The sequence below is a fragment of the Kitasatospora sp. NPDC017646 genome, assembly GCF_044329365.1.
Lineage (GTDB): Bacteria > Actinomycetota > Actinomycetes > Streptomycetales > Streptomycetaceae > Kitasatospora.
In genome coordinates this window covers 152,052-165,232 of the sequence record NZ_JBIRJC010000001.1, presented here as the reverse complement: position 1 = coordinate 165,232, position 13,181 = coordinate 152,052, and the positions used below count along the sequence as shown (strand labels likewise).

At 74.6% G+C, this 13,181-nt stretch carries 15 protein-coding genes; 11 read left to right on the top strand and 4 right to left on the bottom strand.

Features of this window, described 5'->3' with window-relative positions:
• Positions 1 to 79: 79 nt before the first annotated feature.
• The gene (locus ACH4J0_RS00950) at positions 80 to 283 is read right to left on the bottom strand and encodes a hypothetical protein (RefSeq protein WP_396235540.1); all 204 of its coding nucleotides are present in this window, start codon (positions 281 to 283) and stop codon (positions 80 to 82) included.
• A 77-nt stretch (positions 284 to 360) separates the two neighbouring features.
• On the bottom strand, positions 361 to 561 hold the full coding sequence (locus ACH4J0_RS00945; RefSeq protein WP_396235539.1) for a hypothetical protein: 201 nt from the start codon (positions 559 to 561) through the stop codon (positions 361 to 363).
• Positions 562 to 745: 184 nt separating this feature from the next.
• Here ACH4J0_RS00945 and ACH4J0_RS00940 point away from each other — a divergent pair, with 184 nt between their 5' ends.
• The 9 genes from ACH4J0_RS00940 (at position 746) to ACH4J0_RS00900 (ending at position 10,189) form a co-directional block, all read left to right on the top strand.
• The gene (locus tag ACH4J0_RS00940) at positions 746 to 1,195 is read left to right on the top strand and encodes an STAS domain-containing protein (protein ID WP_396235538.1); all 450 of its coding nucleotides are present in this window, start codon (positions 746 to 748) and stop codon (positions 1,193 to 1,195) included.
• Between the two features lie 232 nt (positions 1,196 to 1,427).
• Positions 1,428 to 1,865, top strand: a complete 438-nt coding sequence (locus ACH4J0_RS00935) for a sigma-70 family RNA polymerase sigma factor (RefSeq protein ID WP_396235537.1) — start codon at positions 1,428 to 1,430, stop codon at positions 1,863 to 1,865.
• Between the two features lie 90 nt (positions 1,866 to 1,955).
• Positions 1,956 to 2,336 (top strand): STAS domain-containing protein, encoded by a 381-nt coding sequence (locus tag ACH4J0_RS00930; protein WP_396235536.1) that lies wholly within the window; start codon positions 1,956 to 1,958, stop codon positions 2,334 to 2,336.
• An 80-nt stretch (positions 2,337 to 2,416) separates the two neighbouring features.
• The gene (locus ACH4J0_RS00925) at positions 2,417 to 2,788 is read left to right on the top strand and encodes a hypothetical protein (RefSeq protein ID WP_396235535.1); all 372 of its coding nucleotides are present in this window, start codon (positions 2,417 to 2,419) and stop codon (positions 2,786 to 2,788) included.
• Positions 2,789 to 2,916: 128 nt separating this feature from the next.
• Positions 2,917 to 6,468 (top strand): HAMP domain-containing protein, encoded by a 3,552-nt coding sequence (locus ACH4J0_RS00920; RefSeq protein WP_396235534.1) that lies wholly within the window; start codon positions 2,917 to 2,919, stop codon positions 6,466 to 6,468.
• Positions 6,465 to 8,813, top strand: a complete 2,349-nt coding sequence (locus ACH4J0_RS00915) for a SpoIIE family protein phosphatase (protein WP_396235533.1) — start codon at positions 6,465 to 6,467, stop codon at positions 8,811 to 8,813. The genes ACH4J0_RS00920 and ACH4J0_RS00915 overlap by 4 nt, the downstream gene beginning before the upstream one ends.
• Positions 8,814 to 8,921: 108 nt before the next feature.
• Entirely contained in the window at positions 8,922 to 9,335 is a 414-nt protein-coding gene (locus ACH4J0_RS00910) for a hypothetical protein (RefSeq protein ID WP_396235532.1), read from the top strand.
• A gap of 80 nt (positions 9,336 to 9,415) precedes the next feature.
• Positions 9,416 to 9,832 carry an ATP-binding protein gene (locus ACH4J0_RS00905; RefSeq protein ID WP_396235531.1) on the top strand — a complete coding sequence of 139 codons (417 nt, stop codon included), beginning with the start codon at positions 9,416 to 9,418 and terminating at the stop codon, positions 9,830 to 9,832.
• A 99-nt stretch (positions 9,833 to 9,931) separates the two neighbouring features.
• Positions 9,932 to 10,189 (top strand): hypothetical protein, encoded by a 258-nt coding sequence (locus ACH4J0_RS00900; RefSeq protein ID WP_396235530.1) that lies wholly within the window; start codon positions 9,932 to 9,934, stop codon positions 10,187 to 10,189.
• 25 nt (positions 10,190 to 10,214) lie between these two features.
• Here ACH4J0_RS00900 and ACH4J0_RS00895 read toward each other — a convergent pair whose 3' ends face one another.
• Together ACH4J0_RS00895 and ACH4J0_RS00890 are read right to left on the bottom strand one after the other, a co-directional pair.
• The gene (locus tag ACH4J0_RS00895; protein WP_396235529.1) at positions 10,215 to 10,658 is read right to left on the bottom strand and encodes a DUF5946 family protein; all 444 of its coding nucleotides are present in this window, start codon (positions 10,656 to 10,658) and stop codon (positions 10,215 to 10,217) included.
• Complete coding sequence (locus ACH4J0_RS00890; protein ID WP_396235528.1) at positions 10,655 to 11,143, bottom strand: GNAT family N-acetyltransferase; 489 nt, start codon at positions 11,141 to 11,143, stop codon at positions 10,655 to 10,657. Before ACH4J0_RS00890 ends, ACH4J0_RS00895 begins: the two co-directional genes overlap by 4 nt.
• Positions 11,144 to 11,333: 190 nt before the next feature.
• On the opposite strand from ACH4J0_RS00890, the gene ACH4J0_RS00885 reads away from it, so the two are divergent.
• Both ACH4J0_RS00885 and ACH4J0_RS00880 read left to right on the top strand, forming a co-directional pair.
• Positions 11,334 to 12,272, top strand: coding sequence for an ATP-binding cassette domain-containing protein (locus ACH4J0_RS00885; RefSeq protein ID WP_396235527.1), 939 nt, complete (start codon positions 11,334 to 11,336; stop codon positions 12,270 to 12,272).
• Positions 12,269 to 13,120 (top strand): ABC transporter permease, encoded by an 852-nt coding sequence (locus tag ACH4J0_RS00880; RefSeq protein WP_396235526.1) that lies wholly within the window; start codon positions 12,269 to 12,271, stop codon positions 13,118 to 13,120. Before ACH4J0_RS00885 ends, ACH4J0_RS00880 begins: the two co-directional genes overlap by 4 nt.
• Positions 13,121 to 13,181 lie beyond the last annotated feature (61 nt).

The window sequence follows — 13,181 nt, the reverse complement described above, 5'->3', positions numbered from 1 at the left end:
CGGCCGGTCGGGCCGGTGCGACCGCGGGTCTCGCCGGGGCTTGCTCACGGGGCGGTTTCCGGGACGGGCCACGGCCGGCTCAGTCGGGCGTCTCGTGCGGCTCCGGCTCGTGGGCCGGGTCGGTCGGTACGTGTCCCTGTCCGTCGTCCGGGCGGCGCCGCCCCTGTTCGGGCCCGGGCGGGGGACCGTCGTCAGCCGTCCGGGACCCGGGTGCCCGGACCGGGATCGGCGGGTCCTTCGGCACGGGCGTGCCGTGGTCGCGGGTCGGGTCCTGGTCGCTCATGGGCTCGCCTCCCTCGTCTCGATCCTGCTCGGGGCCGTAGCCCGTCCGCGCCCCGGGTGGGCCGGACGGAGTCGTGTTCAGGCGGCCTTGTCGTGGTGGACGCGCAGTGGGCGGATGTTCCGCACCGCGGGCTCGTCGTTCTCCTGGTAGTGGGTGAGCCGCACGCCGATGTGGTGGTTCCGCACCGGCCTCCGCCCGAGGAAGCCGGCGACGACCGCGCACACCAGCCCGGCGGACGGGGGGACCGGATGGCCGGCGACGGTGGCGCTGCCGTACATGGAAGCCTCCCGGCTGGACGTCCTGCTCCCAGCGTCTCTCCGGCTCGGAAGCTCGTACACCTCGGCGCCACGGGATCCGTGCGGCCGGACCCGGGCCCCGACGGCCGTCCGAGCGGTTCGGCGCGCCGCGCGGCATGATGGTCGGGACGGCACCCCGCCGTTCCGAGCGGACCGGGAGCGCACGATGCCAGGGCCAACCGAGGTCCCCAGCGAGGGGGAGAAGCAGAGCGGGAGCCTGCACGTGGTGGTCGACGACCGGGCGTCGGTGCGGGTCGTCACGGTGACCGGGGAACTGGACCACGACTCGGCGCACGTGCTGCGCGCGGCGCTGGCGCAACCGCTGCACGACGGCGTCCGGCGGATCGTGGTCGACCTCGCGGAGCTGCGGTTCTGCGACTCCACCGGCCTGAACATCCTGCTGCGCGCCCGGCTCGACGCGGACGCGGCCGGGCGGACCCTCGAAATCTCGCGGCCGCGGCCGATCGTGGCCAGGCTGTTCGAGGTCACCGGCACCGACACCGTGCTGCGGGTCCGGCTCGACCCCGACGCCACACCCGGCCCACCGACGACGGAGGCCGCCGGCGATACCCCGCCTCCCGCGTCGCCTCCGGCCGCGCGTCCCGACGCGAAGTGAGGCGGCGCACCGTGAGCCCGCCGGGAGTGATGGACTGCCGGGGGCCCGGGCGGACCGGACGACTCCTGTTCGCGGGCAGCGAGGGCGCGGTGCGGCGCAGCCGTGACTTCAGTCGGAACGCCCTGCGGATCCTGGGGCCGGTTGCCCGGGCGAACCGTGCGTCGGCCGCCGGATCCCGGGCAGAACCCCTCTGCAGCGGCTGCGGGTTCGCGGCGCTGCCGGGAGAATCACCGTGTCCGGCACTCTGGAGACCGCGCCTTCGGTGTGGGAGATCGCCGAGGACCTCCACCTGAGCGTCGAACAGGCCACCCAGGGCCTGGTCGCCGGCCGGGTCTACCGCCTCAGCTCGCTGGACGCCCTGCGCGAGCAGGAGACCGACGAGAGCGGCAGCGCGATGCTGGACCGGCTCGGCGGCTGCGACCCCGGCATCGAACTCGCCGACTTCCGCACCGCCGTGCGCCCCCTGCTCGCCGGACTCCCCGAGCGCGAACAGACGGTGCTCAAGCTCCGCTTCTGGGACGGCTGCACCCAGTCGGAGATCGCGGAGCGGATCGGCGTCTCCCAGATGCACGTCTCCCGGCTGCTCACCGCCACGCTGACCCGGCTGCGCGAGCAGCTGGAGGACCGCGACGCCCCCGGCTGGGCCGACGAACCGGCCGAATGCGTCTGAACTGCTCGGTCACACGGTGTTTCCCGGCCCCGGCAGTGGATAGTCGCGCTGCGGGGACCGTCGCGGGAGAAGACGTGGAGGAGGAGCACGATGGCGCGCCGCCAGCCGAAGGGCCAGGGCCTGGCATTCGACCGCACCAGCGCGCCCGGCGCGTTCAGCGCGCAGGCCTCGCCCTGGGCCGAGGGCACCGTGATCGCCCTGTACGGGGAACTCGACCTCGACTCGATCACCGAGCTGAACGACGTGCTCCTGCCGGCCCTGGCCCAGCCCGCCACCGTCGTCGTGATCGACTGCGCCGGGCTGGAGTTCTGCGACTCCACCGGGCTCAACGCCCTGCTGCGCGCCCAGGCCCGCGCGGCCGACGACGGCAGCCGGATCGAACTGGCCCGCCCCCGGCCGCTGGTCCTGCGGATGCTCGAACTCACCGGCGCCACCGACGCCTTCCGGATGCGTGACATCGTCCCCGGCTGAGGGCGCCGCCGGCGCCGGGGAGGCGGAGGAAGGCCGGGAAAGCGGAGCGACGTCGGGCGAGCCGCGGAAGGGAGCCGAACATGGCCCGGCTGCTGGTCGACGGTGACGACCTGGTCGTCCGCCTGGCCTGGTGGGAACGGATCGTGACCCGCCGCAGGGAGGTCCGGGTACCGCTGGACACCGTCACGACGGTCGAGGTCCAGTCGGACCGCTGGCGGGCGCTGCGCGGCGTCCGGGACGGCGGACTGGCCGTCCCCGGCGCGCTCTGCCTGGGCGTGTGGCGGCACAAGGACGGACGGGACTTCGTCGCCCTGCGCGGGCACGCGCACGCCGTGCTCCGCGTCGGTCTGCGCCCGCCCGCACCGTTCGCCGGGCTCGCCGTGGAGACGGACGACCCGCTGCGGACGGCGGCCGAGCTGCGCACCGTCCGGGCGCGCACCGCTCCTTCCTGAGCGGGCCGCTCCGGCGGCGTGGCTGCCGTCCCCGGGCTTGCGGTGGCACAGTGGGAGCAGGGCGGTGGCCCGCCGCCCCGAGCCGGGTTGCCCAGAGGCCCCGGCCGTGCGATCCGGACGGTGGACGGATGGACGAGCACCTTGAGAACGGGCTTGCCGAACAGCCGCTGCGGCAGCTGCTCGCCGGGCTCACGGCGGTCCGCGACGGCGACTTCCGGACCCGGCTGGACCCGGACCGTCCGGGGGAGCTGGGCGAGATCGCCACGGTCTTCAACGGGATGTCCGAGCAGCTGTCCCGGGTCACCTCGGAGGTGACCCGGGTCGCCCGCGAGGTCGGCACGGAGGGCCGGCTCGGCGGCCAGGCCCAGGTGCCGGACGCGTCCGGGACGTGGCTGGACCTCACCGAGTCGGTCAACGCGATGGCGGGCAACCTGACCGGCCAGGTCCGGGGGATCGCGCGGGTGGCCACGGCCGTCGCCGGGGGCGACCTCACCCAGAAGATCCGGGTGGACGCGCGCGGCGAGATCCTGGACCTCAAGGAGACCCTCAACACGATGGTCGACCAGCTGTCCGCCTTCGCCGACGAGGTCACTCGGGTGGCCAGGGAGGTCGGCACGGCCGGCAACCTGGGCGGGCAGGCGACCGTCCGGGGCGTCTCCGGCACCTGGAAGGACCTCACCGACAACGTCAACGTGATGGCCTCCAACCTCACCGGACAGGTCCGTTCGATGTCCGAGGTGGCGACCGCCGTCGCGCGCGGGGACCTCTCCAAGAAGATCACGGTGGAGGCCAAGGGTGAGGTCGCGGCGCTCGCCGCCGCGATCAACACCATGGTGGACACCCTCTCCGTCTTCGCCGCCGAGGTGACCAGGGTCGCCCGCGAGGTCGGCACCGAGGGCATCCTGGGCGGCCAGGCCCGGCTGCCGAACGTCGCCGGCACCTGGAAGGACCTCACCGACAGCGTCAACTTCATGGCGCACAACCTGACCAGCCAGGTGCGCAACATCGCCCAGGTGACCACCGCCGTCGCCGAGGGCGACCTCACCCGCAAGATCGACGTCGACGCGCGCGGGGAGATCCTGGAGCTGAAGACCACCGTCAACACGATGGTGGAGCAGCTGAGCTCCTTCGCCGCCGAGGTGACAAGGGTGGCTCGCGAGGTCGGCACCGAGGGGCGGCTCGGCGGCCAGGCCGAGGTCGAGGGGGTGTCCGGCACCTGGAAGCGGCTCACCGAGAACGTCAACGAGCTGGCCGGCAACCTCACCCGGCAGGTCCGGGCGATCGCCGAGGTCACCAGCGCCGTCGCGGCCGGCGACCTCACCCGGTCGGTCAGCGTGGACGCCTCCGGCGAGGTCGCCGACCTCAAGGACAACATCAACGCCATGGTCGAGTCGCTGCGCGAGACCATCCAGGCCAACCAGGAACAGGACTGGCTGAAGACCAACCTGGCCAGGTTCTCCGCCGCCATCCAGGGCCGCCGGGACATCAAGGCCGTCGCCGAGATGATCACCGACGAGCTGACGCCCCTGGTCGACGCCCAGTACGGCGCCTTCTATCTCGCCGAGGAGACCGACGGCGGCCCCGAACTGGTCCGGATCAGCGCCTACGGCCGGGCGGCGGACGAACTCTCCGACCAGCGCGTCAAGGTGGGCGACTCCCTGGTCGGCCAGGCGGCGCGGAGCCGACGGGTCATCGCGGTCGACGAGCTGCCGCCCGGCTACGCCGTCATCGCCTCCGGCGCCGGGGCCGCCGACGCCCGCTCGCTCGTCCTGCTGCCCATCGCGTTGGAGGAATGGCTGCTCGGCGTCCTGGAGTTCGCCTCCGTGCGGCCCTTCACCGAGGTGCACCGCGACTTCCTGGCCCAGTTCGCCGAGGCCTGCGGCGTCAACATCGGCACCCTGCTGGCCAACGCGCGCACCGACGAACTGCTCGGAGAATCGCAGCGGCTCACCGCCGAACTCCAGGCCAGGTCCGAGGAGTTGCAGTCCGGCCAGGAGGAGCTCCGGCGCTCCAACACGGAGCTGGAGGAACAGGCCGCGCTGCTCGCCGAGCGCAACCGCGACATCGAGGCCAAGAACCTGGAGATCGAGCAGGCCCGCCAGGAACTGGAGGAACGCGCCCGGCAGTTGAGCCTGACCTCGATGTACAAGTCCGAGTTCCTGGCCAACATGAGCCACGAGCTGCGCACCCCGCTGAACAGCCTGCTGATCCTCGCCCAGCTGCTCGCCCAGAACGCCACCGGGAACCTCACCTCCAAGCAGGTCGAGTACGCGGGTGTCATCCACTCCGCCGGTGCCGACCTGCTCCAGCTCATCAACGACATCCTCGACCTCTCCAAGGTCGAGGCCGGAAAGATGGAGCTGACCCCCGAACCCTTCGCCGTGCGCGAGCTGTTGGAGTACGTCGAGTCCAGCTTCCTGCCCCTCGCGGACCATAAGGGCCTCACCTTCACGGTCGCCGTCGACCGGGCCGTCCCGGACGAACTCGTCACCGACCAGGCGCGGCTGCGCCAGGTGCTGCGCAACCTCCTCTCCAACGCGGTCAAGTTCACCGACAGCGGCCGGGTGGAACTGCGGATCCAGCGGGTCGACGGCCCGGAGCTGCCGTTCGAACTCGGCCGGGTGGGGGCGGCGGTGGCCTTCCACGTCGAGGACTCCGGCATCGGCATCGAACCCGACCAGCTGGACACCATCTTCGGTGCCTTCCAACAGGCCGACGGCACCACCAGCCGCCGCTACGGCGGCACCGGCCTCGGCCTGTCGATCAGCCGGGAACTCGCCCGGCTGCTCGGCGGCACCCTCACCGTCACCTCCACCGCCGGGCAGGGCAGCCGCTTCACGTTCTACCTGCCCATCGCCTCGTCCGAGCGGCGCGGCGGCGGCCCGGAGGCCGGACCCGGCGTGCTGGTGGTCGAACCCGAGCCGCCCGGCCTGCTCACCCTGCTCGCCCGCGCCGCCGTCGAATCCCTGGGCCCCGTTGACCCGGCGGTGCGGATCGACAGCGCCCAGGACGAACCGGGGCTGCGGGCCGCCGTCGCCACCGGGTCGCACCGCTGCGCGGTGCTCGACCTCGCCCACTCCGGCGAACTCGCGCCCGCCCTGCTCGACGCGCTCGGGGACGGCGCCGCGGTCCTCGGCTACCAGGGTGACGGCGCGTCCGACCACGTCGCGGTGGGTGGAGTGGAACTCACCCACGGACTGGACGAACTGCGCGAACGGGTGATCGAGCGGCTCGGTGGCCGCCATCCGGCCACCCCCCGCGCCGCCGACGCCGCCGCCGTGGCCCCGGTGGCGGACGAGCGGCTCGCCGGGCGGACCGTCCTGATCGTCGACGACGACGTGCGCAACGTGTTCGCCCTGGCCTCCGTCCTGGAGGAGAGCGGGCTGACCGTCCTGCACGCCACCGACGGCCGGACCGGGCTCGACCTGCTGCGCGACCACCCCGAGACCGACCTCGTCCTGATGGACGTCATGATGCCCGGCCTCGACGGGTACGCCGCGATCGGCGCCATCCGTGCCGACGAACGCTTCGCCCGGCTGCCGGTCATCGCCGTCACGGCGAAGGCCATGCCCGGGGACAAGGACAAGAGCCTGGAGGCGGGCGCCGACGACCACGTGACCAAACCCGTCGACACCACCCTGCTGATCGACCGGGTGCACCGCTGGCTGGACACGCCATGACCGCCCGACCGGAGCTCGGGGACAGTACGGCCCGGGCCCTCGCCGGGACGGTCCGCCGGTTGCAGGACGCGGCCGACCGGCTGCGGGCCGAGGCGCGGGCCCGCAGCGTCGTCGACCTGGCCACCGGCATCCTGTCCGAGCGCCTCGGTGTCCTCCCCGCCGAGGCGGCCGCCCACCTGGTCCGGCTGGCCCGCGAGGCCGGTGTACCGGTCGCGGCGCTGGCCGCCGACATCGTGGGGCTGCCCGAGGCCGGAGCCGGGGCGGCCGGGGCGCCGGAAGCCGAGGCGGACGGTCGGCGGCTGTCGGTGTCCGAGGCGGCGGACGGACCGGCAGGAGGACCGGCAGGACGGCCCGCCGGGATGCCGGTGGCCGGGGCGCCGCCCGTCACTCCCGCCCTCGCCGCCGAGCCCGACCTGCAACGGGCCGCCGGGGCCGTCCTGGAGCAGCTGGCGTCCTCGCTCGGCGTCCGCGCCCTGGCCGTCTGGCAACGCCTGCCGGGCGGCGGGCTCTGCCTCGCCGCGCACAGCGGACTCGCCGAGGCCGAGGCCGACGCCTGGAGCCGTGTCCCGCCCGGTGTGGCCACCCCGGCCCAGCAGGTCGTCGGCGGCGCGGCGGAGCTGTGGCCCGGCGATCCGGCCGCCGCCGGTCCGTCGGTCGGCCCCGGGGCGGCCCGGGCGGTCCTGCCGCTGCTGGAGGCGGGCCGCCGGCGAGGCGCGCTGGAGGTGCTCTGGACCGACCCCGGGCCGTCCCTCACCGCGGCCCAGCGCCGCCAGCTCCGCGCCCTCGCCGAGCTCTGCACGACCCTGCTCGGCCCGGTCGACCGGCCGCCGACGCCCGAGGACCTGGACATCCTGCTGGAAGGCCTGCTCACTCCCGCCCTGTTGCTGGAACCCCAGATCAACGCCGGTCAGCTCGTCGACTTCGCGATCCGGCGGGTCAACGCGCAGTTCCGCGACCCGCTCGGCCGCCCCCGGGACGCGCTGGAGGGCGCGTCCATCCTGGAGGCCTACCCGGTCGCCGGCGCCGGCGGACTCTTCGAACGGCTGCTCAGAGTGCACCGGACCGGGGTCCCGCTGACCGGCGAAGCCGTCCAGCTGGTGCTCCGGGACGGGCCGCTCGCGGCGCCCGCCACCGTACGACTGGCGATCGCCCCGTTCGGTGGCCGACTGCTGGTCGGGTGGGACTCCGGGACCGGGCCCCCCGGCGACGACGAACAGGCCGCGCTGCTGGGCCTGGCCCAGCGGCTGGCCCGGGTCGCCGGGTTCAAGGAGGACGCCGACCACCGCCGGATCCGCTGGAGCGACGGTCTCCGGGAGCTCTTCGGCCTTCCCGCCGGAGCACCGCCCGTCCCGCTGGTCCACCTCGTCCGGCACGTCCACCCGGACGACGAACCCGCCGTGCGCCGCCTGGTCGACACCGTCCGGTACCGCCGGCGCGCCTCCTCCGCGGCGTTCCGGCTGGCCCTGCCGGGCGGCGGCTACCACTACACCCGGGTCATCGCCGAACCCGTCCTCGACGACGAGGGCCGGCTCGCCGGGCTGCGCGGTGCCTACCACGACGTCTCCGCCCAGCACCGCACCGAGGTCGCCCTCGGCGCCACCCGGGCGCTGCTGGCCGACCGCGAGCAGGAGTCGGCCGAACGCGCCCAGCTGGCCCTGCGGCTCCAGCAGGCCATCCTGCCCGCGGCACCGCCGCCGCTCGGGGTGACCGGTCTGCGGGCGGCCGTGCGCTACCGCCCCGCCGCCAAGCGCGACCGGGTCGGCGGCGACTGGTACGACGTCCTGCCGCTGCCCGACAAACGCGTCCTGCTCGCGGTCGGGGACGTGGCCGGGCACGGCGTCGGAGCCGCCACCGGGATGGTCGCGCTGCGCCACGCCCTGCGCGGACTGGCCGTCACCGGGGCGGGCCCGGCCCGGCTGCTGGAATGGGCCAACACCGTGGCGCTGCGGGAACCGGGGCATGTCACCGCCACCGCCGTGTGCGTGCTGCTCGACCCCGCCGGCGGCGAACTGCGCTGGGCGCGGGCAGGGCACCTGCCTCCGATCCGGCTGGGCAGCGACGGCGCGCACGTCCTGCCGCTGCCGCACGGCGTGCTCCTCGGGGCCCTGGAGGAGGCCCGGTACGAGGAGCACAGCGCGCACCTGTCCACCGGGGACGTCCTGCTGCTCTACACCGACGGCCTGGTCGAACGGCGGGACCGGCCGGTGGAGGACTCCGTCGACCAGCTGATCCGTACGGCCGGGGCGCCGGGGCCGGACCTGGAGCACTACCTGGACCTGCTGCTCGACCTCAGCCCCGCCGACACCGAGGACGACACCTGCCTGATCGCCGTCCGGGTCGAGTAGGGCGCGCGCCGGCCCGGGCCGCTGCTCCCGGAACGTTACGGACGGAGCCCCTCGGGTAGGCGCGGCCTCGTAGCGAGGGGTGGCCGAACCGGACGGAAGGGGAATCCCATGCTGCTGCTAGGACTACTGCTGATGGCGGCCTCCGGCGCCTTCATCGGGCTGCTGATCGCCGACAACCTCGCCGGCGGGCCGGGATACCAGGTGACCGTGCTCGGCACCGACCTCGTGAGGCTGAACAGCCTCGCCGTCTTCCTCTCCGGCGTCGCCCTCGCCCTGCTGTTCTGCCTGGGACTGGCCCTGATGGGGCTGTCCCGGCGGGCCGCCCGGCGTCCGGTCGCGGCCGCCGGGTACCGCGGAGACGCCCGGCGGGTGGAACCGGTCGCGCCGCTGGAGACCCGCGGCACCCCGACCGGGACGGCACCCGTGGAGCCTGACGAACGCGCCGCCGGACAGGGCGACCGGGCCGCCGGGATCCCCGCGGAGCCGCAGCGGCGGCGCAGCCGGCACCTGTTCGGGCACTGACCGGGGCACCGGGGCCACAGGAGACCCACGGGCGGACGACACGGCGAGGAGGGAGGTGCGGTCGGATGGGCGGAGCCCGGGTGTCCGCACGCTCCCGCCCGTCCCAGTGGCCGTGGGCGCGCCGGCTGCCGCTGTCCGCCCGGCCGGGGGCGGTCGCCGAGGCGCGCTCCTGCACCGCCGATTTCCTGGCCGACGTGGCCGACTCCCGGATGGTCGCCGACGCCGTCCTGCTGGTCTCCGAGCTGGTCGGCAACGCCGTCCGGCACACCGGTGCGCCGCGCTCGCTCCTCCTGGTGCGCTGCCGGGGGCTGCTGCGGATCGAAGTCAGCGACGCCAGCCGCCGCCCGCCCCTGCCCCGGACGCCGTACGGCGCGAGCGAGAGTGGCGGCCGGGGCCTGTTCCTGCTGAGCCGCCTCGCACTGCGCTGGGGCTGGTACCCGGCGAGCCCGGGCAAGTCCGTCTGGTGCGAGCTGCGGATCCCGGGGGACAGGTCCTAGCCGGCTGCGGGCCGGCGGGTCTCGCCCTGCGTCGCCCGCCGGGCAGGACCCGCTGGACAGGCCGTGGGCCGGCGGGTCGTGTGCGAAGAGAGGGCGGTCATGGGTGCGGAGAGCGCGCGGAGCGTCCGGTGGCGTCCCCGGCCGGGGCGGGTGGACCCGGGGCTGCTCGAGCTGATCGTCGAGGACGACGGGCAGGGCCCGGGCCGCGGCGACGCCGGGCACCCGGGGGTGGGGCTGCGGTCGATGAGCGAACGGGCGGCGGAGATCGGCGGCAGCTGCACCGTCCATCCGGTCGAGGGCCTCGGCGGGGGCACCCGGGTGCACGCGGTGCTGCCGCGCAAACCGGCGAGCGGCTGAGCCCGTCGAGGAAGGGGTGTGCCGACTACGGGCTGACCGGCCCCCACACCTCGAGGGTGGCCGCCGCCCAGGCCCGCACCCGGTCCGGGAACCCCGCGGCCGGGAACGTCCCGTCCTGCGCGACCTCCTCGACGGTGACGGCGAACCCGCCCCGCGGCGCCTCCCGCCCCGGCGGGACGGCTCCGCCCGGCGCGGAGCGGCCCGTCACCCGGTGCGAGTTCGCCGCGCGGGCCCGCCCGATCAGCCTGTCGACCGCCGGCAGCCCGCCGTCGAGGTACGCCCGCAGCAGGCCCCGCGCGGCGGCCCCGCCGTCGGCGGGCAGCCGGGCGGGGTGCTGCAACAGGAAGCAGGACACCGACACACCGTGCAGCGGCCCCCACGGCTCCGCCCGCGAGTGGTCCAGCGCGAGCAGGCCGTGGAACAGCTCCTCGCACCCCCGCGCACCGCACGCCCCGCAGGGATCCGTCACGCCCGTACGTCCTTGCTCATGTACATCGACGACACGCCGTAGCCGCTGCGGCGGTACAGGGCGATGGCGGCCTCGTTGTCGCCGAACACGTTCAGGGCGAGCGCCGTCATGCCCTCCCGCGCGACGAGCCGCTCGGCGGCGGCGAGGATGGCGGCGCCGTACCCCTGACGGCGGAACGGCGGGAGGACACGTATGTGGTACAGCCACGCGGAGCCGGAGGTACCGGCCTCGGCGCGCGGATCGGGGCCGATCCAGGCGGTGCCGACGGTCTCGCCCGACTCGTTCTCGGCCACCACGAGGTGGTGGCGGGGGGTGTCCCGGCCGTCGGGCAGGAACCTGGCGGTGCCCTGGCGGGTCCGCTCCCGGGCCAGCTCCTCGGGCATGAGCCGGGCCAGTTGGCGCACCGTATCCGCTTCACGCTCCTCGGTGGCCGACCGGTACTCGGCCGGGGTCATCTGACGCAGGGTCACTGTCCGCTCGTCCATGCCGCCATCCTCGCCCCGACGGCGGCCGCGGCGAAAGTGCTTTTGCCGCGGGTAGGGCGAGGGCGTGGTACCGCGGTACTACGGACGGTCCGATGATCAGCCCGCGGTGCCACGGATCGGGCGCCTCCCGCCCTTAGCGTGGAAACGTGGGCGGCCGGGACGGCCCGGCCCCTGAGCGTAAGGGCGAGCGATGATCGAGGCGCACCAGCTGACGAAGCGGTACGGGGAGAAGACCGCCGTGGACGGGCTGGACTTCACGGTCCGGCCGGGAGCGGTCACCGGCTTCCTCGGGCCCAACGGCGCGGGCAAGTCGACCACCATGCGGATGATCGTCGGACTGGACGCGCCCACCAGCGGCTCGGTGCGGGTCAACGGCCGCCGGTACGCCGAGCACGCCGCGCCGCTGCAGGAGGTCGGCGCCCTGCTGGAGGCCAAGTCGATCCACCCCGGCCGCTCGGCGTTCAACCACCTGATGGCCCAGGCCCACACCCACGGCATCCCGCGCCGCCGGGTCGAGGAGGTCATCGAGCTGACCGGCCTCCAGTCGGTGGCCCGCAAGCGCGCCGGGGCGTTCTCGCTCGGCATGGGGCAGCGGCTCGGCATCGCGGCCGCCCTGCTGGGCGACCCGGCCACGGTGATGCTGGACGAGCCGGTCAACGGTCTCGACCCCGAGGGCGTGCTGTGGATCCGCAACCTGCTCACCTCGCTCGCCGCCGAGGGCCGGACGGTCTTCGTCTCCTCGCACCTGATGAGCGAGGTCGCGCTGGTCGCCGACCACCTGATCATCGTCGGACGCGGCAAGCTGCTGGCCGACACCACCGTGCAGGAGCTGGTCCAGCAGGCCGGCGGCGACGTCGTCAAGGTGGCCAGCGCCGACCCGGCCGGGCTCCGCTCGGCGCTCGCCGGGCCGGGCGTGGAGATCACCGGCCGCACCGGCTCGGAGGAGTTGCTGGTTTCCGGGCGGACGGCCCGCGAGATCGGCATCACCGCCGCCGAGCACGGCATCGCCGTGTTCGAGCTGACCCCCCGCACGGTCTCCCTGGAGGAGGCGTTCATGGACCTCACCAGGGACGCCGTCGAGTACCACGGCACCACGACCACCACCGAGACCACGAGGAGCGCGGCATGAGTACGGTCGCCCCGAGCCAGACGTCGTCCACGCCCGCCGAGCCGCGCACCGCCCGTCCCGCCTACAAGGTGACGGCCGGCCGCGTGCTGCGCTCGGAGTGGGCCAAGCTGTGGTCGCTGCGCTCCACCTGGATCACCCTCGGCCTGGCGCTGCTGTTCCTGGTCGCCTTCGGGCTGATCGCCGCCTTCCACTTCAAGTCGCGGATCACCTCGGGTGGTCCGATGGACCGCGACCTCGCCGATGCGAGCACGCTCAGCCTCTCCCTGTTCGGCACCAACTTCGCCCAGCTGGCACTCGGCGTCCTCGGGGTGCTGGTCGCGGCCGGCGAGTACTCGACCGGCATGATCCGCTCCACCCTGGCCGCCGTGCCGCGCCGCCTGCCGGTGCTGTGGTCCAAGGCCGCCGTGTACGGCCTGATCGCGCTGGTGCTGGGCACCGTCGGGGTGTTCGTCGCCTTCTCGGCCGACAGCGGCATCCTGTCCGGCACCAAGGCGGCGATGACCCTCTCCGACGCGGGAGTGGTGCGCGGCCTCCTCGGCGCCGGCCTCTACCTCGGCCTGGTCGGCGTGATCGGCGTCGCCCTCGGGGCGCTGCTGCGCTCGGTGGCCGGCGGCATCGCCGTCCTGGTCGCCTCGCTGATGCTGATCCCCGGCCTGACCTCGCTGCTGCCCACCTCCTGGCAGAACGACATCAGCCCCTACCTGCCCAGCCACGCAGGCGAGGCGATGTCCGCCCTGCACCACGACTCGACGCTGCTCTCGCCGACGGCCGGCCTGCTGGTCTTCCTCGGCTGGACGGTGCTGGCCCTGGCGGGTGCCGCCGTACGGCTGCTGCGCACCGACGCCTGAGCCCACGGCGTGTCTGGGACACTCGCGGTGCGGCGCCGGAACCGACCGGTGCCGCACCGCA

Excerpts from the sequence above, each read along its gene's own strand:
- ACH4J0_RS00950 (WP_396235540.1), bottom strand. The coding sequence starts at position 283 with ATGAGCGACCAGGACCCGACCCGCGACCACGGCACGCCCGTGCCGAAG.
- ACH4J0_RS00945 (WP_396235539.1), bottom strand. The coding sequence starts at position 561 with ATGTACGGCAGCGCCACCGTCGCCGGCCATCCGGTCCCCCCGTCCGCC.
- ACH4J0_RS00940 (WP_396235538.1), top strand. The coding sequence starts at position 746 with ATGCCAGGGCCAACCGAGGTCCCCAGCGAGGGGGAGAAGCAGAGCGGG.
- ACH4J0_RS00930 (WP_396235536.1), top strand. The coding sequence starts at position 1,956 with ATGGCGCGCCGCCAGCCGAAGGGCCAGGGCCTGGCATTCGACCGCACC.
- ACH4J0_RS00925 (WP_396235535.1), top strand. The coding sequence starts at position 2,417 with ATGGCCCGGCTGCTGGTCGACGGTGACGACCTGGTCGTCCGCCTGGCC.
- ACH4J0_RS00920 (WP_396235534.1), top strand. The coding sequence starts at position 2,917 with ATGGACGAGCACCTTGAGAACGGGCTTGCCGAACAGCCGCTGCGGCAG.
- ACH4J0_RS00915 (WP_396235533.1), top strand. The coding sequence starts at position 6,465 with ATGACCGCCCGACCGGAGCTCGGGGACAGTACGGCCCGGGCCCTCGCC.
- ACH4J0_RS00910 (WP_396235532.1), top strand. The coding sequence starts at position 8,922 with ATGCTGCTGCTAGGACTACTGCTGATGGCGGCCTCCGGCGCCTTCATC.
- ACH4J0_RS00900 (WP_396235530.1), top strand. The coding sequence starts at position 9,932 with ATGGGTGCGGAGAGCGCGCGGAGCGTCCGGTGGCGTCCCCGGCCGGGG.
- ACH4J0_RS00890 (WP_396235528.1), bottom strand. The coding sequence starts at position 11,143 with ATGGACGAGCGGACAGTGACCCTGCGTCAGATGACCCCGGCCGAGTAC.
- ACH4J0_RS00885 (WP_396235527.1), top strand. The coding sequence starts at position 11,334 with ATGATCGAGGCGCACCAGCTGACGAAGCGGTACGGGGAGAAGACCGCC.
- ACH4J0_RS00880 (WP_396235526.1), top strand. The coding sequence starts at position 12,269 with ATGAGTACGGTCGCCCCGAGCCAGACGTCGTCCACGCCCGCCGAGCCG.